Annotated in this window: 18 protein-coding genes; all 18 read right to left on the bottom strand. The window is 33.6% G+C overall.

The window, feature by feature from the left end; genetic code table 11:
• Positions 1–127: 127 nt before the first annotated feature.
• A complete protein-coding gene (locus BLQ66_RS00985) occupies positions 128–643 on the bottom strand; it encodes a nitroreductase family protein (RefSeq protein ID WP_074520505.1) in 516 nt (171 codons plus the stop codon).
• 632 nt (positions 644–1,275) lie between these two features.
• On the bottom strand, positions 1,276–2,076 hold the full coding sequence (locus BLQ66_RS00980) for a PDDEXK family nuclease (RefSeq protein WP_074520504.1): 801 nt from the start codon (positions 2,074–2,076) through the stop codon (positions 1,276–1,278).
• Positions 2,077–2,844: 768 nt separating this feature from the next.
• Entirely contained in the window at positions 2,845–5,448 is a 2,604-nt protein-coding gene (locus tag BLQ66_RS00975; RefSeq protein WP_074520503.1) for an ABC transporter permease, read from the bottom strand.
• A gap of 2 nt (positions 5,449–5,450) precedes the next feature.
• Positions 5,451–6,137, bottom strand: a complete 687-nt coding sequence (locus BLQ66_RS00970) for an ABC transporter ATP-binding protein (protein WP_074520502.1) — start codon at positions 6,135–6,137, stop codon at positions 5,451–5,453.
• 126 nt (positions 6,138–6,263) lie between these two features.
• Positions 6,264–7,286, bottom strand: coding sequence for a sensor histidine kinase (locus tag BLQ66_RS00965; RefSeq protein ID WP_074520501.1), 1,023 nt, complete (start codon positions 7,284–7,286; stop codon positions 6,264–6,266).
• Between the two features lie 31 nt (positions 7,287–7,317).
• Positions 7,318–7,986 carry a response regulator transcription factor gene (locus BLQ66_RS00960; protein WP_074520500.1) on the bottom strand — a complete coding sequence of 223 codons (669 nt, stop codon included), beginning with the start codon at positions 7,984–7,986 and terminating at the stop codon, positions 7,318–7,320.
• A gap of 78 nt (positions 7,987–8,064) precedes the next feature.
• Complete coding sequence (locus BLQ66_RS00955; RefSeq protein WP_143452963.1) at positions 8,065–8,670, bottom strand: ABC transporter ATP-binding protein; 606 nt, start codon at positions 8,668–8,670, stop codon at positions 8,065–8,067.
• Entirely contained in the window at positions 8,667–10,571 is a 1,905-nt protein-coding gene (locus BLQ66_RS00950; protein ID WP_074520498.1) for a hypothetical protein, read from the bottom strand. Before BLQ66_RS00950 ends, BLQ66_RS00955 begins: the two co-directional genes overlap by 4 nt.
• Positions 10,541–11,107, bottom strand: coding sequence for a hypothetical protein (locus BLQ66_RS00945; RefSeq protein WP_074520497.1), 567 nt, complete (start codon positions 11,105–11,107; stop codon positions 10,541–10,543). The genes BLQ66_RS00950 and BLQ66_RS00945 overlap by 31 nt, the downstream gene beginning before the upstream one ends.
• Before the next feature lie 16 nt (positions 11,108–11,123).
• Positions 11,124–11,441, bottom strand: coding sequence for a mediterrocin family bacteriocin (locus tag BLQ66_RS00940; RefSeq protein WP_456297720.1), 318 nt, complete (start codon positions 11,439–11,441; stop codon positions 11,124–11,126).
• A gap of 221 nt (positions 11,442–11,662) precedes the next feature.
• Positions 11,663–12,916: a serine/threonine transporter SstT gene (sstT, locus tag BLQ66_RS00935; protein ID WP_074520495.1), complete on the bottom strand. Its 1,254-nt coding sequence runs from the start codon at positions 12,914–12,916 to the stop codon at positions 11,663–11,665.
• Positions 12,917–13,100: 184 nt separating this feature from the next.
• Positions 13,101–13,331 (bottom strand): hypothetical protein, encoded by a 231-nt coding sequence (locus tag BLQ66_RS00930; protein ID WP_074520494.1) that lies wholly within the window; start codon positions 13,329–13,331, stop codon positions 13,101–13,103.
• A gap of 109 nt (positions 13,332–13,440) precedes the next feature.
• Positions 13,441–14,286, bottom strand: coding sequence for a hypothetical protein (locus BLQ66_RS00925; protein WP_074520493.1), 846 nt, complete (start codon positions 14,284–14,286; stop codon positions 13,441–13,443).
• A gap of 785 nt (positions 14,287–15,071) precedes the next feature.
• A complete protein-coding gene (locus tag BLQ66_RS00920; RefSeq protein WP_074520492.1) occupies positions 15,072–17,030 on the bottom strand; it encodes a fructose-1,6-bisphosphatase in 1,959 nt (652 codons plus the stop codon).
• A 181-nt stretch (positions 17,031–17,211) separates the two neighbouring features.
• On the bottom strand, positions 17,212–18,381 hold the full coding sequence (locus tag BLQ66_RS00915) for a glycerate kinase family protein (RefSeq protein ID WP_074520491.1): 1,170 nt from the start codon (positions 18,379–18,381) through the stop codon (positions 17,212–17,214).
• Positions 18,382–18,493: 112 nt separating this feature from the next.
• Positions 18,494–19,711, bottom strand: coding sequence for an NAD(P)-dependent oxidoreductase (locus BLQ66_RS00910; protein ID WP_074520490.1), 1,218 nt, complete (start codon positions 19,709–19,711; stop codon positions 18,494–18,496).
• 75 nt (positions 19,712–19,786) lie between these two features.
• Positions 19,787–20,686, bottom strand: coding sequence for a dihydrodipicolinate synthase family protein (locus BLQ66_RS00905; RefSeq protein ID WP_074520489.1), 900 nt, complete (start codon positions 20,684–20,686; stop codon positions 19,787–19,789).
• Positions 20,687–20,694: 8 nt separating this feature from the next.
• Positions 20,695–22,026, bottom strand: coding sequence for an enolase C-terminal domain-like protein (locus BLQ66_RS00900; RefSeq protein ID WP_074520488.1), 1,332 nt, complete (start codon positions 22,024–22,026; stop codon positions 20,695–20,697).
• Positions 22,027–22,040 lie beyond the last annotated feature (14 nt).

The following is a 22,040-nucleotide window of genomic DNA, read 5'->3' as shown; positions in this document are numbered from 1 at the left end:
AATTAGTGTGCTAGGCAGTGGCTATTGTGGCGAATGCTTTAGCGCTGTCCCCGTGTGTGCTCTGACACCGCCATAGGGCAAGCAAAGCCTACTAAGCTAGCTTTTGCTATCTTAGTAGGCTTCTTTCTTATAAATATTTTACCATCTCATTAAGTGGTCTTAAATCTGTATGCATAGGAGATGGAACTACTCCTTCTTTAGCATAACCCATTGGCATTAAACACACTGGTTTAACTGATTCTGGTAAATTGAATTCTTTTGCTGTTAAAGTGTTAGGGAATACATCAACCCAAACTGAAGCAATACCTAAATCTGCTGCTTCAAGCATCATATGACAAGCAACAATACTTGCATCCTGCTGGCCTGATGAAACTCCTTCTTCCTTAGAATTAAAGTACTGCTCAGACTCTTCATAGGCAATAAGTAAGACAGTTGGTGCATTGTAGGCACATCTGCTAAGACTTCTAATCTTATCTAAGCCCTCTTTACTTTGAATTACATAAACTCTTGCACACTGGTTATTCTTGGCTGTTGGCGCAATATAACCAGCTTCGATAATCTTATCAAGAATCTCCTTCTCTATCTGCTTATCTTCGTAGTCTCTAACTGAGAAACGCTTCTTTGCTAACTCTAAAAATTCCATAAAGCCTCCTTAAACATATATATTTTTATTTTAACATAGGAAAGGGGGTTTGTGGGGGGAAACTATAGTTATCGTTTCTGTTCTTTCGTTGCTCCGTTCCACCTTTCTTCCGTTCCATATGTCGTCATAGTTTGTGATTTTACAGTCAATTTCCTAGTTTTATAAAATTACCCGTAGGCTGATTTTTAAGCCTACGGGTAATCACTTGCTTTTCTCTTATTTGACTGTATCAAAAAAAATTTATTTTTCAACTTATACAGTCAACTATTAAATTCTCTGTTTTTGCCGGTAATGTAAAAAATCACTTTTATGTGGTCGCTACATTCAAATTATAAATTTCTTGTGTTTGACCGTATCTTGCCCAAAAGTAATATTAAATAAAAGTTGATAACATACAGGCAGAACAGAAGAATTCTCCTTCTTACCTGTATGTATAAATAAAAAACAATTTTGATTTACCATCAATACTTATTTTTTTCTATTATACCCGCACAATGTGCAATTTGTTTAACTTGGTCTCTACAGGCAATTACTTAAAAACCTACTTTTACCTGTAACAGTCCTTAAAAGGTCCCTAACGCAGGCTTTTATTTCAGGTCATATAACCTCTGCATTACTAATTCTCTCCAATTCTACAATAAGAATTTCTTAATCTTATCTTCAATAGTCTTTACGTTAAATTTATATTCGCTAGATTCTAAGCTTAATATCAAATTGTCACCTGGAATATAACCATTCTTTTCATACATAAGAATCTTTTCAAAGTTCTTTGTTGCATAATCATCATCTGATACTAGTCCAAGATGTTCCCAATAATAGGTCTTCTTGGTTCTTACATTTAACGCTACAAAATCTGGATAATATGATTGATATTTATTAGATACGAATAAAGGTTCATATTCGTAGGGGACGCCATACTTGTCTAAAGTATCAGCAATAATTTTTTCAGATTTAGATCTTACCTTTTCACCTCTGTTTGTAGAGAACTGACCTTCTTCCGGATATTGATTTTGATTTCCAGGATGCTTATCTCTCCACTCTGCTATAAAATCTTCTTCTGTAATTACGATAGGGACAACACATCTTTTTCTACCTTCTGGTAGTTTTAAATACAAATTTGTAATGTCATCTACATCATAGTTTTTTATAAACTTTTCTAGTCGTTTCTCCATATCAATTAGCTTTTTATTAACTGATAACTCGTATTCTCTTTGAATAATTTTAGTTGCTATTTTACTATCTGCAACTGAAATATACTTCTTGCCTCCTTTTTTACCCCTATTAAAATAATACTGGGTATATCCTTTTCGTGTTGAAATATTGATATGCTCTTTAGGTGTACCCTTAAGTTTCTTAAGATTTCTTTCTGATTGTCTTAGAAGTTGCTTAATTTCATCTAATTGTTTTTCTAATTGCGATAAATAATTCTCCATTAATACCTTCTTTCTTTTGTTATAGAGTGAAACATATCTTTCACCTTTTAATTTTCTAGTAATCCTTTGTAATTGCATGTTTGTTTTTAAACTTGCCTACAATCAAATTTATCTTTTTCTTTTTTTACCTGTATGGGGATTTTTTTATTACTGCCTTATTCACTAGATGATACATTCACATTCTATAAATTTGCTATTTACCTGTACGATGATTAGTTGTTGTTTTTTAACTATTACAGTCAAGAAGAAATTTCTTGTAATTTACCGGCATGATTACAATTAATTTCAGATTGGATTTTAGAGAAGATACCAACAAATCTATTTTTTTCACAGATTGAATGTATTTAGATTTGTTTGATACAAAGGGGGATACAGCTAAATATCCTTTTTTTATGTTTTACCTGCATACACTTAGAAACATTTAAATAGCCCGATACAGTTAGATTTCCATTTTTCATCATTTGCATGTATAGGCAGCAAATCAAAAGACTCAAATTACCATCAAAACAAGTTTTTTTATGATTTACCTGTGAAATCCCCCGGATTCTGGGAAGAAATGCCCGTACGCCACGTAAGAAATGACCGTACGCCACATAAAGCCACGCCCCGTGCGCCACGTAAAGCTACGCCCGTGCGCCACGTAAAGCTACGCCCGTGCTGGCTCCCGCCACGCGGATAAAGAAAAAGATAGTTGTTTTCCATTGGAAAACAACTATCTTAATATATAACCTACGACATTATTATGTCAACCAATACACAGTTTCAACATTAAGCATTCTCATTCTTTAATGCATCAATTGTATTTTCTTTTTTTATCTTTGAGTTTGAGTAAAGCATACTTACAAAGACTACAATAAATACACTAATAGCTGCTATTAGGATGCTTCTATATGGGAGCATATAATTAAATACATTGTTCATTGAAGAAATCTTATAAAGTACATAAGAAAGTGCTATTGAAACTGGTAAGCCAAGTATTAAACTCTTAAAGCCGTAGTTGATGCACTCGTAATTAAGCATCTTTCTTACACCTGACTCTGACATACCAACGGATTTAAGCATTGCAATTTCTTTTTTACGAAGCATGATACTTGTTGAAATTGTGTTAAATATGTTAGCTACTGTAATTAGTGACATAAGGATAATAAAGCCATAACTAAACACGTCGACAATTTCAATCATCATCATTTCAGCTTCTAGAGTTTCCCTTGCATCTTCAAGTCCTGAACTTGTATAGCCCTTTGCAATCAAATATTGCTCAATATTACTATAAGCCTTTTTATGATCCTTTGCTTTTACATAAATTTCCTTACTCATCATCTCTGTATCATATAGGCCATGGAATTTCTGCTCTAATACTTCATTCAACATGCTATGAGGATAAACTAAAGCCATATTGTTATATAAAATGTAATCATCTAGTTCAATGCAAGCACCAACCTTAAAAGCCGTATCCTTCTTAATTTGATTAACGGCCATTTCTTCCTTTTCATCAGAAGCATTTAATTTATCAGCTGCAATATTTATGTCGAAATTTTTCAAATTCTTATCTATAACATTGTAGCGATAATTCTTTCCATTATGGGTTTCTGATAAATTATTCTTTAAAAGAGCCTTAATGTTGTTACTATCATAATATTCACTTGAATCAAGATTATATTTATTACAAAGCTCATTAAATTCTTCATCATCCATAAACTTACAGGCTACATATTGCTTATTAGCATAGACATTTAAATCATCACTATATTTCTTAGAATCCTTAGTTAAATAGTCATCATTAATATCAAAAAGTAAGGACTCTGTGTCATATAAAAAGCCTATTTCATCTACCTTATCAAGCTTTGAAAGATCATTAGCTAATGCTTTAACATCCCAATCCTGCCAGATATGATAGTAGATATCATTATGTAGAGTTTTAAATTGTGAAAATATAGCTCTATCAGCATATGCACAAAATGATGAAGTTGTAATAAATAGGATAATACTTGCTGCAATTGATATTATTGTAAAATTGTATTTCTTTTTATTACGCTTAAAATTTTTCTTAGCCATCATAGCTTCAAAGCCAAAAAGCTTTAAAGTTAATTTTGAGGTTTTAAGCTGCTTTGGACTTACCTTAATATCTGTTGTTTGACGAATAGCATCAAGGGCTGTAATCTTAATTGCTCTTCTTGCAGGAATCCAAGCTGCAATTAAAGTTGTAATGTAGCAAATAATTGCTGCAAGCAACAAGCCTAATGGACTAATTGCTAACTTAATCTGTGTTTTAGCATATTCATAACTTGTTGCACTAAAGTTATCTCTTAAGAAGTAAAGTGTAATTCCCATACCAAGACAACCAATAATAATTCCAATTGGAATTGCAATTAAACTAAGAACAGAGGCTTCATATCTAATGCAAGCTCTAATCTGCTTTTTTGTAGCTCCAACTGACTTTAAAATACCGATTCGCTTAGTTCTTTCACTAACTGAAATAGCAAAAGAATTGTAAATTAAAGACACCGAACCTACTACAATTAAAACAAGTAAGAATCCCGCAAATCCCTTAATAGTATCAGCTATAGCGCTTCCACCTAAAGCACCATATAAACCAAGTAAATCTCTATGTGAATAAACCGCATCAACTCCAAGATCCGTTTTAAGCTTAGAAGCAACTTTGTCATAATCAGATAATTTTTTTACAGTAAAAAAAGCATTTACATTTTCATAAATATTAGTCTTATTATCCACTGTAAGAGCTAGGTAAGAAGCTGATTCTCTGCTATCAAGCTCGTAGCTAAGACGATTATAAACGCCGACAATTTTGTATTTTTTAGACACAGTGTTTATTAATGTCTCTTCCACATTCTCTCTTATAGCCATGTCTGGATTTATAATCTCACCATCGACTTCTCTAGTTCCGAGGGAAAGTTCTATTTCTTCTCCTTCTGAAAATTCCATGCCGCCGTTAGTTAAAATGTTATCCGGAATTATAATTTCATTTTCATTTTCTGGCATACGACCTTGCTTTAATCCAACACTAGCAAGATTCTCTAAATTTTCAGACATACCAGCAATTCTAATGTATGGCTTATCTGGATTTTCTGAATCAAATTTAGCCACACCCTGATCTTCTAAATAAGCAACCTTATCTATGTCGCTATTATTCTTTAATTTTTCTAATTGTTCCTGATCAAGATTTGAAACAAAGCCATGATAAGAACCTTCAATTTCCTTTACCATATCTCTCATATAAACAATTCCTGAATTAGCGCCTTCTATAACTGCTGTAAATAGTGTCATAGAAAGAATGATACCAATAATTGTTACAAGAGTTCTTGTTCTGTTTTTCTTAAGGGACTCTCTAGTATATTTACGAAAAATACTCACGACTATGCCCTCCTAATTCTTTCATCTCTAACGATTTTGCCATCTTCAACGGAAATTACTCGATCTGCCTGTAGTGCTACATTTTCATCATGAGTAATTACAATTAAAGTCTGGTTAAACTTCTTGTTAGACTCCTTTAAAAGCTGCATAATTTCCTGACTGTTCTTTGAGTCTAGGTTACCTGTTGGCTCATCTGCAAGAACAACGGCTGGTGTGTTCATTAGGGCTCTACCAATTGAAACACGCTGCTGCTGTCCACCTGATAGCTGATTTGGAAGATTCTTTAATCTTTTATCAAGGCCAAGAGTATTAATTAGTTCGCTAAGCCTTGCATTATCTACCTTTCTGCCATCCATAAGAACTGGAAGTGTCATATTTTCAACTACATTTAAAACTGGGATGAGGTTGTAGAACTGATAAATTAGTCCCACATATCTTCTACGGAATATTGCAAGCTGCTCCTCATTTTGTGTGTAAACGTCCTGGCCATCCATATAGACTTTACCGCTAGTTGGTCTGTCCACGCCTCCTAAAATGTGTAAAAGTGTTGATTTACCTGAACCCGAAGGTCCAATAATTGCCACAAATTCACCTTTTTCTATCGAAAATGATACGTTATCAAGTGCCTTAACTTCGTTCTCACCCTTGCCATAAATCTTGGTGAGATTTTCAATCTTTAAAATTTCCATTGTTATCTCCTTACTAATACACTTTTAAAAACTTAAGTCTTTCATCAATTCACAAATAGAATAACAAACTAAAATGACACCTAAATGACAATTTAAAATTAATTCTGTCACTTAAGTGTCATTTTATTACACAACGCTTTTATAAAATCTCACATCAAAGCAAGCTCCAAGCACTTCCCCCGTTTCATGATTGTAAATGTTACTAGCCTGAATTGTACCATTTTGAGCCACAATTACTGAACGCGCAAGGGCTAGGCCTATACCTATGCTATTCTTTGATGCATTTTCACCCTTATAAAATCTATCAAAGAGATATGGAATGTCCTTTTTTACAAATCCTTCTCCGGAGTCCTTTACTAGAATCTGGCTATAAATCGCATTGTCACTAGTATCAATAGTTAAACTACCGCCAGCTTCTGTGTGTTCAAGGCAATTCTTAATTAGATTTGCAATGGCCTCAACGCTCCAATCCAAATCTAAGTTTAGGCTAAAATCTTCCTCTTTATAGTTTAGGGAAATGTCCTTTAGCTCCATAACAATCCTAAAATCCTCTAGAGATTTTTTGATTAAATCGGACATCCTAATTTCCTTTATTTCAAACTTAGCTGTCTTAGCATCGATTTTTGAAATCTTAAGAAGAGACTCAATGAGCCAATCGATTCTTTTAAGAGAGGACTTTAACTCCCTTACATGCTCATGTCGTTTTTCTTCAATCAAGTCATCAGATGACAACATATCTGTCACAATATTCATAGAAGTAAGAGGCGTTCTAAGCTGGTGGGAAATGTCATAAATACTGTTAGCTAGCTCCACCTTATCCTCAAGTAACTTATTGGACTTATCTCTTAAATTAGAAGTCATCTTGGAAATTTCGCTTGAAAGAATGGCAAGTTCCCCTTCATTACAGCTTGTAAAGTCGATGCCATCATCACCATTAAGCACTTTACTTATCATCTCCGATAATTTAGCAATTTCTCTATATCTTCTTTTTTCATAAAAATATGTCACTATATCAACTAGCAACAAAACTCCCAAAACTAAAACGAAAGATATTTTATTCACATCAAAGATAAAAAGTATCACAGTTATTAACACTATTGCAAAGCAATTCCACAATAACAATAATCTAAATTCTTTATTTCTTATCATAAGCAACTCCACCCTTTAAGCATTCTGTATACTAATCCATCCTATATCCTCTACCACGTACGGTCTTTATAATGCTAGGATTTGCCGGATCTTTCTCTATCTTCTCCCTAAGTCTTTTAATATAGACCGTTAGGGTGTTGTCATTTACAAAGTCTCCTGCAATATCCCAGATATCATCAAGTAGCTTATTTCTTGATAACAGTATTCCTCTGTTTTGAATAAAAATGACCAACAATCGATACTCTAGAGCAGAGAGATATATTTCTTCTCCTTCTCTAGATACCTGGCCCTTATCTAAATCCACCTTCAAATCCTCAATAAGAGTTACGTTGCTTTTCTTATTGTAACGCCTTAGTACATTTTTAATTCTAGAGACTAGCTCACGCGGGCGGAAAGGCTTAGGAATATAATCATCAGCCCCCATTTCAAAGCCAGCAACTACGCTACTTTCATCTCCAGAGGCAGTTAGAAAAATTACCGGTATGTCTAGCATTTTCTTAATCTCTAAACAAACCCCATAGCCGTTGCCATCCGCAAGGGAAAGGTCTAACAAAACTATATCAAAGGCCTCTTTATTTATAATTTCAATTGCATCTCTTTGGCCATTAACGCTTTTTAGCTGAAAGCCCTCACTTTCAAGGTACTGACCTAGAGAGGCAATGATGCTTGTATCATCTTCAACTAAAAGAATTTTTGACATAAAATTACCCTCTTTAAAAATGTTAAATCTTCTTTCATATTAACATCTATAAAGAGGGTATGCAATTCTTATTATCATTTATAAATAAATCACCTTACTAGCTTCTTTTAAATAGTCCTTATTATGACTTACCATAATCACAGTTTTCCCTTCCTCTGACAATTTTTTCAAAATATCTATTACTATTCTTGCATTTTCCTCATCAAGAGAACCGGTTGGTTCATCTGCAAGAACTATTTTACTTTTCTTTAATAAGACCCTAGCAAGAGCTACTCTTTGCTGCTCACCACCTGATAGCTTATAAACTTTAGTATTTAACTTATCGAGCATACCTACTCTTTCTAGTGCTTCTTTAATACTTATACCAGACCTATTCTTCTTTTTTATAATGCTAAGATTTTGCTTAACGGTCTTATTTTCTATTAAGGCAAAGTTTTGAAAAAGGAAGCTTACATAGTCTCTTAAATACCTGGCATGTCCAATTTTTTCAATTTCTTCATCATCTATTAGTATTCGTCCGGTGTCATGTTTTTCAAGATTTCCAAGGATATTTAAAAATGTAGACTTGCCACAACCACTTTTACCTGAAACCACTACAAAACTTCCATCCTCTATTGTCTCATTTAAACCTTCAAAAAGCTTTTTTTCTCCAAAAGACTTAGATAAGTTTTCTATTTTAATCACAAGCATCCCCCTTTCAAAGTCTTTACCATAGATATTTTCTCCTGCCTTATAATAAATAAAGCAATGATTACATTTTCAATAATATCTAATATAAGGCCTATAATAATTGTCGTAATTATACTAAAAATTCCTGTAGCAACTCCTATTCCTATAGCCACCAATATTGCCAAAACATTTCCAATATTCATCTTTAAAAGCAGATATTTATTTCTTTCAAAGAAACTTAAACCAAGCATTTCTTTTACTGCATGCTCCATTGCGTATTCTCTAAATTCAAGGCCTAACATTTGAATAATCATTACCAATTCCAAAATGATTACAAGCACACATAGCGATGCTAAAAATGAAACCAATCGCTTTATAAAGCTCATCTGATAATCGTAAATATCCCCTACTTTAGATATAATTAAGCTGTCTTTATACTGGCTATCCCCTAAAAGATTTTCTATCTCTTCTTTAGAATGTCCATAAATTACAGTCCTATTAGCAGCGTACATTTGCTTAGGAATATCAACAGTTCCCTTTAAATATATAATTGTAGGATTAGACACATTTTCAAAACGATTATATTGACTGTTGCCAATACAAAGCATAGAAATATTTTGGCTATACTCTAGCTCCTCTAAACTAAAGTCATCCAATTCGTTCATGGACATAATCCCTTCAACTTCAGGTATGAAAATTGTCTTTTTTTTACTATGAATAATCAAACAATCCGATTCCTCATTTTGATTTTCACTTATCAGTTGCTTTATATTATCTGGCAACAAATCTATTGCAGATTCATTTACAATAATATATGGGTATTTCCCATCATTTATTTTCATACATAATTTTATGTTTAAATCAGACTCATTTAACACATCCCATACATCATAATCAATAAAATTAAGTGATGTATCTGTAATGAAAACATCATCTTTTATGCTTTCTATCTGCTTCTTTTGTGCAGTTTTAAATGTATTTTTACCAATTGATGAAATGTTTGTTGCAAGGCTAAAAACTACTAACGAAAATGCTAACAATTTTATGAAATATAAAAACATAAGTGCATTTTTATTGTCATTTATATTAGAAAACACCGCCTTAATATTCATTTTTAACAAAAGGAAATTGCATAAAGCTGCTAATATAACACATATTTGATATATACAAAAAGCTAATATTGCCCTGTAATCACCTGATATAAATTTAAACACAAATAATTTTGCTACAATGTAAATCAATTCATATATTATTAAATCCAACAAAAAAGACTTAATAACTATTTCCTTTAAATTTTCACCATAAACTGCACGTAAAATAATGCTTTTCTTTCTTCTAAAAACTGTAATTAAACTTATTATTAATATCATAATACCAATTAAAGTCCAAACAATTATTATCATATCATTTTCATTAATTAGGCTTTTACCTTGGCTTATTGTTTCATATTTTTCTGATAAGATTTTTTTCGTTTCTTTGCTGTTATTTAAGATAAGAAAACTGTTGTTTGAACTAATTTCGTCTATAGATAGCTCATCCATATTTTTGTAAATAATGGACAAATTTCCATTCAACAATGACTTATATTTTCTTTCTTTTAAGGAGGTTTTCTTTATAAAATAATTTTTTGCTTCATCTGAATTAACATAGATTGAAAGCTTGGTCTCCAATTCGCTTTCTTTTTCAAAGACGGGATAACAAATCCAATTTCCCTCATTTGATAAATTAATCAAATCTTGCTTTAGTTCGCTTAATTGATCTTCATTGTAGTCAATTTTCATGCTTCCAAATTTGCTATATATAGAATCATAAATTGTTATATGAAACAATTCGCATCTCATAACAAATCCCAAACAAACTATCATAAAAATCAAAATGATATTTACTATTCTTTCCAAGGCATCTCTAATCCCCATAAGTCTTCCGCCTTTCTAAATAATATATCTATTTTATCTGTGTTTTCATCTACATAAGGTTGATACTCTTCATATCTTGCTGTTCTACTATCTTCTAGATATATTTGTCTGCCATCTAGTATTACCCCAAGTTCCTTTATATTTCCTGTAAAATCTTCTAGCCAAATTATCAAGCCATGATCTCCCATTACATACATCATCTTCCCAGGATTTTCTGGATCTGGTCCAACAAGTTCCATTGGTGAAGATATTGCTAAATTTCCATCGGCCCATAATAAATATGCTGGCATACATACACTTAAAGTATATTTTTCTCCATCCCAAACAGCATTATCTTTATTATAAGGTTGCCCCTTTGTTCCCGTAAAATAAGGACTCTTTTCCATCAATACATAATATTTATGAAATGGTTTATACTTTCCATAATACCAAGCTATACTTAATGTACTTAGTATCAAAAAAAGAAATGTAAAACATAAAATAAATGCTTTACTATGAAGTATTCTTTTAATTTTTTCTTTCCTATCTTTTTTCATACTACAGCCCCATTTCCTAATAAGTTACTCCATAATAGATGAAATTCCCTGCATGTGTAACTTCAATTTTAGACCATGTTGTTGTTAATGCCGCATTTGCCCTAAATGTTCCATTTGCGTTTATTAAATATGCTTGTGAATACTTACAATTTGAGTGTGAATAATCTTCATTTATTAAAAATGTATTATAGCCATAAACTAATTTACTTCCGTTTCCAAATAGTGCTTTCTCTTCCCATTTACCATTAAAATCATGTCCTGCACTTGAAACTCTAAAATCTCTTGCATAAATCATATTTGTTCCGCTAAATGACATAATTACTACTAATACAATTGCTAAAATTCTTTTTTCATATTGATACCCCCATTAAATAATATTTTCCTCACGCCCCAACATTGTTTATTACTTAACAATGTTTCTATCTAGCTTCATTGTAAGACTGTTAATATATAAAGTAAAGTAGTACTTTATACTTATATATAAAAATAAGCCAATGAAAAAGCATTTTTAAATTACAAAATACTTTTCATCGGCTTGTTTTTTACTATTTATTATTATATTTCTACCTGAGTTTCACCACCAAGGAATGTTGGAAGGGATTTACCTTCTCTTTTCCACTGGGCATATTCAGCTGTTGCAGCAAACATTACATCACCTGCAGAATTAAGGGCAGTTTCAACTGAATCCTGAATTACACCTATAATAAAACCAACTGCTACAACCTGCATTGCTACATCTGCACTTACTCCAAAAAGTGAACAAGCCATTGGTATTAATAATAGCGAACCTCCTGCTACTCCAGATGCACCACATGCTGCAAGAGTTGCAATAAAGGCTAAAATTAAGGCTGTAAAGATCGAAACATGAATTCCAACTGTATTAGCTGCAGCAAGGGACATAACAGCTATTGTAATAGCTGCACCATCCATATTAATTGTTGCACCTAGTGGAATAGAAACCGCATACATTTCTCTATCCATTCCAAGCTTTCTACATAATTCCATATTTACAGGAATATTAGCTGCTGAACTTCTTGTAAAGAAGGCTGTCATTCCTGACTCTCTTAAACATCTAATGATTAATGGATATGGATTAGTACGAAGAGCAATTGCTGCAATTAGCGGATCAACTACTAATGCAACTACTAACATACATCCAACTAAAAGAGCTAACAATCTACCATAATCTGTAAAGATTGAAAGTCCATTAGTCGAAACATTTGCATAAACAAGTCCCATAATTCCAAATGGCGCCATATTAATTATCCATCTAACCGCCATAGAAACTATGTTAGCAAAATCTTCCATCACCTTCTTAGTTTCTGCGCTTGCAACTTTCTTAGCCACAAGGCCTAAAAGTACAGCCCAGAAAAGAATTCCAATATAATTAGCATCCACAATTGATGCAATTGGATTGGAAACCATATTAGTTACTAAATTAGATAAAACTTCCCCTACTCCTGTAGGTACAAGTTCTGCCTCAGCTGCTTCGCTGAGCTTAATTGTCTGTGGGAAAATGTAACTTGCAACCACAGCTACCACTGATGCTAACAATGTACTTACAAGGTAAAATGCAATAACTAGTCCAAATCGTCTATCTAGTTTATCATTACCTCCTGCAAGAGCTGATATTACAAGTACGAATACAAGAATTGGTGCAATAGCCTTTAAGGCACTTACGAATACTGTACCTAGTAAAGTTACTACTGCCAAATTATCAAAGGCCAATCCTAGGATGACACCTAGCAATAAGCCGCAAAGAATTCTAATAATAAGACTTATCTTATTATATGCGTTAATAAGTTTCATGTGTTCCTCCAATCATTTTTACCTTCCTCAAGGTCTGATTAGTCACAATTTTAACAATTCAACCCATTAAAGTAAATAGAAAAAGTAAAATTTTTCTTTATAGGGAGCACACTTGTATTTCTCTAGCGGACTTTCCGCCTCTTTTGTAAGTCTACTACGGATATTTGTTTTTTTAGCGCGGACTCTAACTTAAATTATAAAGAGTCATGAGACCACCAATGAAACCTGCAAAGAATCCTGGATAACCTGTAAAGCACATCATCCAATCAATACCTTCTAAGCTATGACTAAATATTATCTTCCAAACTAAAAAACCAAGTAATGCCCACACTAGAACATTAATTGTTAGGAAAATATATGCCTTTTTTAGGCTATCCCATTGATTCTTGTCTACTAACTTATATAAGATTGTCATTTGTCTTCACCTTCCTTTCATCTATATAATAGAAAGGAAAAGTAAAATCTATAATCTTTGTAAAGTAAAGTTAATGTAAAATGCAAATGAAATTATTTTATTTCTCTTATCATAATAGATAACTTTCAATCATTTTCTCAACTGTCTTAACGTCAAGATTTACGCCTTCTGATTCCATACTAAGAATTAAATCCTTACCTGGAAATAAGTCGTTTCCTATATAGTCTTGTATCTTGGAAAAATTCTTAGTGGCATAATCATATTCTGAAATAAGACCTAAATGCTCCCAGTAATAAGTATGGCCTGTTCTTAGATTTAATGCTGCAAAATCGGGATAAACTGTAGAAAAATTAGATAGTTCTAGACGAGGTTCGTATGCATATGGAATATTATATTTGAAAAGTAAATCAGCTATTATCTTCTCTGACTTTGATCTTACGTACTCATTATTATTTGTCTTATACTGTCCATCTTGTGGATATGTATTTTGCATGGCTGGATGTAGTTTGTACCATTCCTCTATATATTCTTCTTTTGACTTTATTATAGGTACAACAATTTCCTTTTTACTTTTCTTTAAGCCTTCATATGTATTATAGATTTCTTCAATATCATAGATCTTTAGTAATCTTAATAAGCTATTCTGTATCTTTTTTAACTTATCATTAACAGCTAAATCATAATCTCTTTGAATATACTTCTTAAGATTCTTCTCATCTTCTCTTTTTACGTAGCTTTTCTTTTTTGTTCTCTTATCATATATGTAATAATTCTCTTTTCCTTTTATTGTAGAGCTATATACACATAGATTCTTATCATCTTTATCTTTATATCTAGCAATACTTTTATTGGATTCCTTCAACAATCTAGTAATATCACTAAGTTGCTCAGTTAATTCATTCTTGTAATTATAGATATGGTCTAGGTCATTGTTAACTTTACGTTTCTTTGCCATGTGGCTCCTTTCTTTTGTGAGGATAGTGGTCTGGGGGTTTTAGTGGTACGGGATGGGAGAACTTCCAGAAGGTGCTGAAATTCCTGTGGGTTTTAGTGGTACGGGAGGCTACAACAAACTAATTTCTACTGATTTCCGGCGGATTTTTCTATAAGGATTGAGAATTCTCTGAATATAGCACTTTTCCACTTATTTTTCAGAGATTTTCGAGCTCTTAGATTTTTAAGGATTGGGAATTCTCTGAATATAGCACTTTTCCGCTTATTTTTCAGAGATTTTCGGGCTCTTAAATTTTTAAGGATCAAGAATTCTCTGAATATTCCGCTATTTCATCGATTTTTCAGAGATTTTTCATTCCTTATTTTTTTACGACTCTTGATTTCTCTGAATATTCCACTATTTAGTCAATTTTTCAGAGATTTCGCGTTCCTTATTCTTTCGTGATTCTAAATTTCTCTGAATATTCCACCATTTAGTCAATTTTTCAGAGATTTCGCGTTCCTTATTCTTATTTCAGGACTCGCCCCACAAGTTTTTTATCATTATAGTGTTAAAAACAGTACAAACTATACATTAAACTCGCTTATTTGTAAAGTTCTAATTTTATTACTATTATAAAGTCCCAGAAACACTAGTTTCAAAGCCCATAACCCTCAAGCACAGTCCACAACTACAACCTCCAACACAACGTCACAAGTACGCCCCAACACCCCAATAGCGTCACAAGAGCGTCCCAGGCAGCTACAAAAAAGAACCACAGGCCTCTGGCCTGCGGTTCTTTCCCACTAGCTCTTCTCCACCAACTCACCTTTACGGTAGGCTTTTAATAGTTCTTCAAGCTCTTTTATTGTTTCTTTTATTTCTTTTCCTGTATCTGTATCAGCCACTGTTTTTCTTCGTTCTACATGTTGTATAAGTACTGTTTCTGAATGAATATCACTACCTGTTTCCACAGCCTTTTCTACTGATTCGAAAGGTTCATGGGCAGCAAGAAGAAATCCATAAGAATTATAGGTTAAAGTATAACCTGCAATTCCTGTTTTTGGTTGATATGCTTTAGAAAAGCCACCATCTATAACAATTAAACGGCCTCCACATCTTATAGGAAGTTCTCCCTTTTTAGTTTCAACTGGGACATGTCCATTAATTATTCGGCTTTCTTTTGAGCTTAATCCGAATTCATTAAGAATCATTGTAACTGTTTCATCCTTGTCATACCAAGTATAATATGGGTTTTTAACTTCCACATGGCTTTCTTTATCTTCAATAAAATAGCGCTCAAAAGTAGCCATCCTATCCTTACCAAAAACTGGGGAATTTTTATGGCACCATGTATACCAATGCATATCCATACCAAGCTGTTTTTCTTCTGGATCAATAGCGTAATAACCTTTTCGAAGTAGCTTTTCAAGTTCATCATATAAGGCTTTACCCTTATATTTATGGCCACAAAGCTCCACCTCTAAGAACTTACCCTTGTTATTAAGTGGTACACAGCCATGGAATAACAAGTTATTATTGTAAACCTTATAAAGACTACCCTTTCTATAAAGAAAGCGAACATGTTCTTGTAGCTTATCACAATTAATAAAAGCTACTCTTAGCTTCTCCACTACTTCGGCTTCTCTATCAGATAAGGCATATGGATCTTCTGGATTAATTGTTGGAAAATTAGTGTCTTTAAGCTTGTATTCTTTATCAGCTATTTTTATCTTTCCTTTATTAAAATCTATCTTATCAAGAAGTAATCTATCTTCCATCTTAAACTCAGGATGTTTTTTTATCATCTGACCCTCAAGTTTAAATTGAATAATAGCAATAGCTTTATGCATCTTTCTATCCATCAAGGCATTAGATAAGTCATATTCTCCTTCCCTATAATGTAGTTTAAAGCATTCACAAGGATCGTCCTTATATGTATCCATTGCTAGTTTAAATAAAGGTAATAGATTAATTCCATAACCATCCTCTAAAATATCTAGATTACCATATCTTGCAGAGAAACGAAGAACTGTTGCAATACAAGCCAATTGTCCTGTAGCTGCACCCATCCACACAATATCGTGATTTCCCCATTGGATATCCACACTGTGATAGTTCATAAGTGTATCCATGCAAATGTGTGGCCCCGGGCCTCTATCATAAATATCTCCAACAATATGAAGATGATCAATTACAAAACGACTAATAGTTTTAGAAAGAGCTATAATTAAATCAGGAGCTTTTCCAAGACGAATTACAGTCTTAATGATTTCATTAAAATAAGCCTCTTGGTCACAAAGGTCCCTTCTTCCTGTAATAAGTTCTTCTATTACATAAGCGAAGTCTTTAGGTAGTGCCTTTCTAACCTTAGAACGTGTGTATTTACTTGCTGAGGATTTACAAACTCTAATAAGCCTATTAATCATAACAAGATACCAATCATCCAAAGAACTAACCATATGATTTTCTTTAATCATACGAATTCTCTCTTCTGGATAATAAATTAATGTAGCTAATTCCTTCTTTTCCTTTTCAGATAAAATATTGCCAAATTCATCATCAATTTTACGTTTAACAGCCCCAGAACCATTTTTTAAAACATGAGCAAATTGCTCATGCTCACCATGTATATCTGAAAGAAAATGTTCTGTTCCCTTTGGCAAACTTAAAATAGACTGTAAGTTAATAATCTCTGTTGCCGTACTAGCAACATTAGTAAACTGTTTTGATAAAATCTTTAAATACTGTTTTTCATTGCTCATTATAGCGCTCCTCCCAAAGCTAATTACTCTCACCAATTTATACACTTTTTCTAGTTTTCATCAAGCATAGAATTAATTATAACTTATTTAAATTTTTATACAACTATTAGTTTTAGTCTTACTTTATCAAAAACAAAAAAGCTGCTGGTGGCCTAAATAAGCACCAGCAGTCATAAAAATATTAATTATTATAGCTTACATTGTAAATTAATCTAAAAATTTGCTCAACAGATTCTTCTAAGTTTTTTGTTGCATTTTGAGGCATCATAGCTTCATCAAGACTTGTTACACCTCTTACAATAGGGAAAAATGCGTCAATTCCCTCATGATTACAAGCAGTTGCATCTCTTGTAACACCACCGGCAATTGCTAATACTGTACAGCCATATTTCTTAGCTAATTTAGAAACACCAACCGGAACCTTACCCATGGCTGTCTGTCCATCTAACTGACCTTCACCTGTAACTACAATATCTGTATCATTTAATTCTTCTTCAAGACTAATAGCCTTAAGAACAATATCGATTCCTGGGTTTAAGTCTACATTTTTAAAGAAAGTCTTAAAGGCAAAACCTAATCCACCTGCTGCACCTGCACCTTCTAAAAGGTCATAGTTTGTAGACATTTCCTTATCAGCTACGCTAGCAAAATGCTTAACATAAGAATCCATTAATTCCTTTTCATCAGCCTTTACACCCTTTTGTGGTCCAAAGATATAAACAGCACCTCTTTCACCATAAAGTGGATTGTTTACATCACAAGCTATATTAAAATGGCAATCGTCAAAACGCTTATCTAAACCTGAAGCATCGATTTTTTCTACATTTGCCAAGTTTTCAAAATCATAAGATAATTCCTTATTATCCTTATCAAAGAACTTATATCCAATAGCTTGAAGCATACCAAAACCAACTTCTGTTGTGGCACTTCCCCCAATACCAATAATAAATTCTCTACAACCTCTATCTAAGGCATCTTTTAATATTTCACCAAGTCCAAATGTTGTTGCCTTCCAAGGATTAAGCTCTTCTCTTTTTACAAGAGTAATACCTGAAGACTCAGCCATTTCAATGACTGCAGTTTTATTGTCTGCTAAAATACCATATTGGGCAAAAACCTTCTTTTTATCTGGACCTGTAACTTCCAACTTAATTAATTTTCCTCCAAGACCTGTAATTAAGGCCTCTGTTGTTCCCTCTCCACCGTCTGCTAATGGTTTTACCACTATGTCTTCTTTTTTCAACTTATCAGTTTCTTCATAAGCTTTTAAAATACCGCGTTTACAAGCTTCTCCAGCCTCCATAGAAGTTAGACTGCCTTTAAAGGAATCAATTGCCACTAGTACTTTCATATCCTATTCTTCCTTTCTTTGTGTGTTAAAAATTTACTTAAATCATGTCAGTTTCTTTTTTCACTATTGGATTAAGTTGCATAAAGCTTACGCTTTTGAAGCGTGGGATTGCTTACACTGCGTTCAGATAATCCATAATAGCTTTTGCGGCTCTTTTAGATTCATCTACTGCATGAACTACTGTGTTAGAACCATGTACCACATCTCCTGCTGCAAAGACACCAGGAACACTAGTCATGCAATTATCATCAATTAATAATAAGCCTCTTTCACTAGGCTTTAAATCCTTAGTTGTAAGGATAATCTTGTTTTTTGCCACCTGGCTTACAGCTATAATTGTTGAATCAGCCTCAACTTGTACTGGCTCATCTTCATAGCCAACAACTTTGTCATCTTCATCAAACTTAGCAATGTTAAAGACTGGTCCAGCTTCTGTAATCTCCTTAATAGCATAACCAAATTTAAAGTCGGCTCCATCAAATCTTGCATATTCAAGCTCATCATTACTTGCTGCAATTCTTTTTGATCTAGCATATAATGTAACTTCCTTGGCACCATGTCTAATAGCAGTTCTTGCCACATCCATAGCTACATTACCCATGCCAATAATTGCCACCCTTTTGCCTAAATGAAATGCATCCGGATTGGCAAGGTATGCAATACCAAAATGTACATTATCTAAACTTTCGCCAACTATTCCCAAGGTTTTAGGGCGCCATACTCCAGTGCCTATAAATATAGCCTTATAGGAATCTCTAAATAAATCTTCAATCTTTAATGCTCCACCAAGAACTGTGTTTGGTCTTACCTTGATGTCTAATTTTTTCAAAATATCAGCGTACTTATCTACAAGATCATTAGATAATCTAAAGTCTGGGATGCCGTATCTTAACATTCCACCTATCTTATCTTTTTCTTCAAATATAGTCACTCTATATCCTTTTTTAGCAAGAATTATTGCAACTGTAAGGCCTGCGGGACCACTACCAATAACTGCTATTTTCTCATCTCTTTTTTCAATAGGATCAACTTCTATCTTATCTAAATAAGCATCACTAACATATTTTTCAATTTCATAGAATCTAATAGGACTGCCCTTTCTTGCCATGACACAATGTCCTGCACATTGTTCTTCATGGTTGCAAATAATTGCACATACTGCCGATAGTGGATTATTTTCAAAAAGCATCTCTTCGGCTTCATCCCTTTTTCCATTTTTAATTAAGTTAATGGCCACTGGAATATTTGTATGAATGGGACATCCTTCCATACACATTGGTTTCTTACACTGAAGACATCTATTTGCCTCAGTCATTAAATGTATTCCCATAATTTACCCCCGTGTAATAAGAAAGGCGGAAAGGTTTCCCCCTTCCACCTTATCCTTATAATGTTTCTTTAGAGATTATAATAATCCAGCTGTTGTCATCTCAGCTTTGATTTTATCAAGGACTGGACCTTCTGGTGTAGCTAAACTTGGCTTATAAGGAAGACCAATTGCATTGCCTCTTAAATTGGCCATATCCTTAGCTGCTACTGGGAAGCTAGCTCCATCCATTGATAATCTAACTGGATTTAGCTTAAACTGAGCTTCAAGTGAGCCTTTCAAATCTCCTGCTACGAACTTATTATAAACATCTGTTATAAGTTCTGGCATGAAATTTGCTGCAGTACAAACTCCACCTACAGCTCCATGACACATTGAAGCATAAAGGAGGGTATCTTTACCACCAAAGACCTTAAAGTCAACATCTCTTGTTCTTCTAATGAACTCAGATGTCTGAGTAATGTCACCGCTAGTATCCTTCATACCAACAATGTTATCTACCTCATGAGCTAATTTGTCTACTAAGTTGGCAGACATTGTATATCCAACTCTGCCCGGGTTGTTATATAAAAGAACTGGTGTAGAAGGTACTGCATCTGCAATGGCCTTGAAATGTGTAAACAACTCAGTCTCATTTGGTTTTAAGAACATAGGCTGTAAAACAGATACTCCCTTAGCTCCGTTTTCACTAGCCATACGTGCAAGACGAATACACTTCTTAGTGCTAATAGCTCCGATACCAAAGTATACTGGAACTCTTCCTGCAGCCTGGTCTACCATAATTTCAAGGCCACGCTTCATTTCGTCTTCTTCAATCATGTAGAATTCACCGTTACTACCAAAAGCAAGAATTCCTAAAACTCCGCCTTCAATAACGTAATCTACCTGGCGTCTTAACGCTTTTTCATCTATTAATTCATTTTCATCTATTGGTGTAATAATTGGTACAATTACACCCTTTAAAAAATCTGTATTCATATATACTCCTAACGAACTAAACAAGGTTTCTTATTATCGAATTTCCATCCTGGAATTAAATACTGCATTCCTACAGAATCATCTCTAGCTCCAAGATTGTTATCAACATAAAGCTTATTAGCAGCCTTAATCTGATCCATATCTACTTCGATACCAAGACCACCCTTCTTAGGAAGTTCGATACATCCATCAACAATTTCCATTGGCTTCTTAGTTAATCTTTCTAAGCCTTCCTGCCAAATCCAATGTGTATCGATACCATTCATCTTACCAGGGATAGCAGCAGCACACTGAACTACCATAGCAAGTGAAATATCAAAGTGGTTATTAGAATGGCAACCCCACATAAGACCGAAGTCATTACATAACTGACCTACACGTACAGAACCGTTCATTGTCCAGAAATGAGGATCAGCAAGTGGAATATCTACACTTCTAAGTGAGATACAATGACACATCTGTCTCCAGTCTGTGTTAATCATATTTGTTGCAGTTGGCATACCTGATTCACGCTTGAATTCTGACATGATTTCTCTACCTGAGAATCCGTCTTCTGCACCACATGGATCTTCACAATAAGCAAGAACCTTCTTTAATTCAGGTGCAATTTCAAGAGCCTGCTTTAAAGACCAGCAACCATTAGGATCAAGATCAACTCTTGCATCTGGGAATGCTTCCTTAATAGCCTGAACAGCCTTTAATTCTTCCTTAGGTTCTAAAACGCCACCCTTTAACTTAAAGTCTGTGAAACCATACTTTTCATGAGTAGCCTTAGCTTCAGCTAAAATAGCTTCTGGTGTTAAAGCTTCTTCATGACGAATTCTATACCATTCGCAATCTGAATCTTCTTCTGATGCATATGGTAATTCTGTCTTCTTTCTGTCACCTACATAGAATAAGTAGCTTAAGAATCTTACCTTTTCTCTCTGGATACCATCACCCATAAGAGCTGCTGCAGGAACATCTAAATACTTACCAAGTAAGTCAAGACATGGTGCTTCAATAGCTGTAACTACGTGTACACCTGTTCTTAAATCAAATGTCTGTAAACCTCTAACATCATCCTTAATGTTAGTATTTAACCATTCTCTTACCTTATTAAGTGTCTGCTTATAATCTGCAACACTTGTACCAACTACAAGATCTTTAACGCTTTCAAGAGCATCTGTGATTTTCTTTCCACCAGGTACTTCACCAACACCAGTTTCACCGTTATCTGCATATAATACAACAACATTTCTTGTGAAATATGGAGCGTGAGCACCACTTAAATTTAATTCCATACAGTCACGACCTGCTACAGGCCATACTTCCATCTTAGTAATAACTGGGACTGCCATTTTTATTCCTCCTA

The organism is Lachnospira pectinoschiza, assembly GCF_900103815.1.
Classification (GTDB): Bacteria; Bacillota; Clostridia; order Lachnospirales; family Lachnospiraceae; genus Lachnospira; species Lachnospira pectinoschiza_B.
Note: the sequence above shows the minus strand (reverse complement) of the source record. Positions and strands in the feature narration are given on the sequence as shown.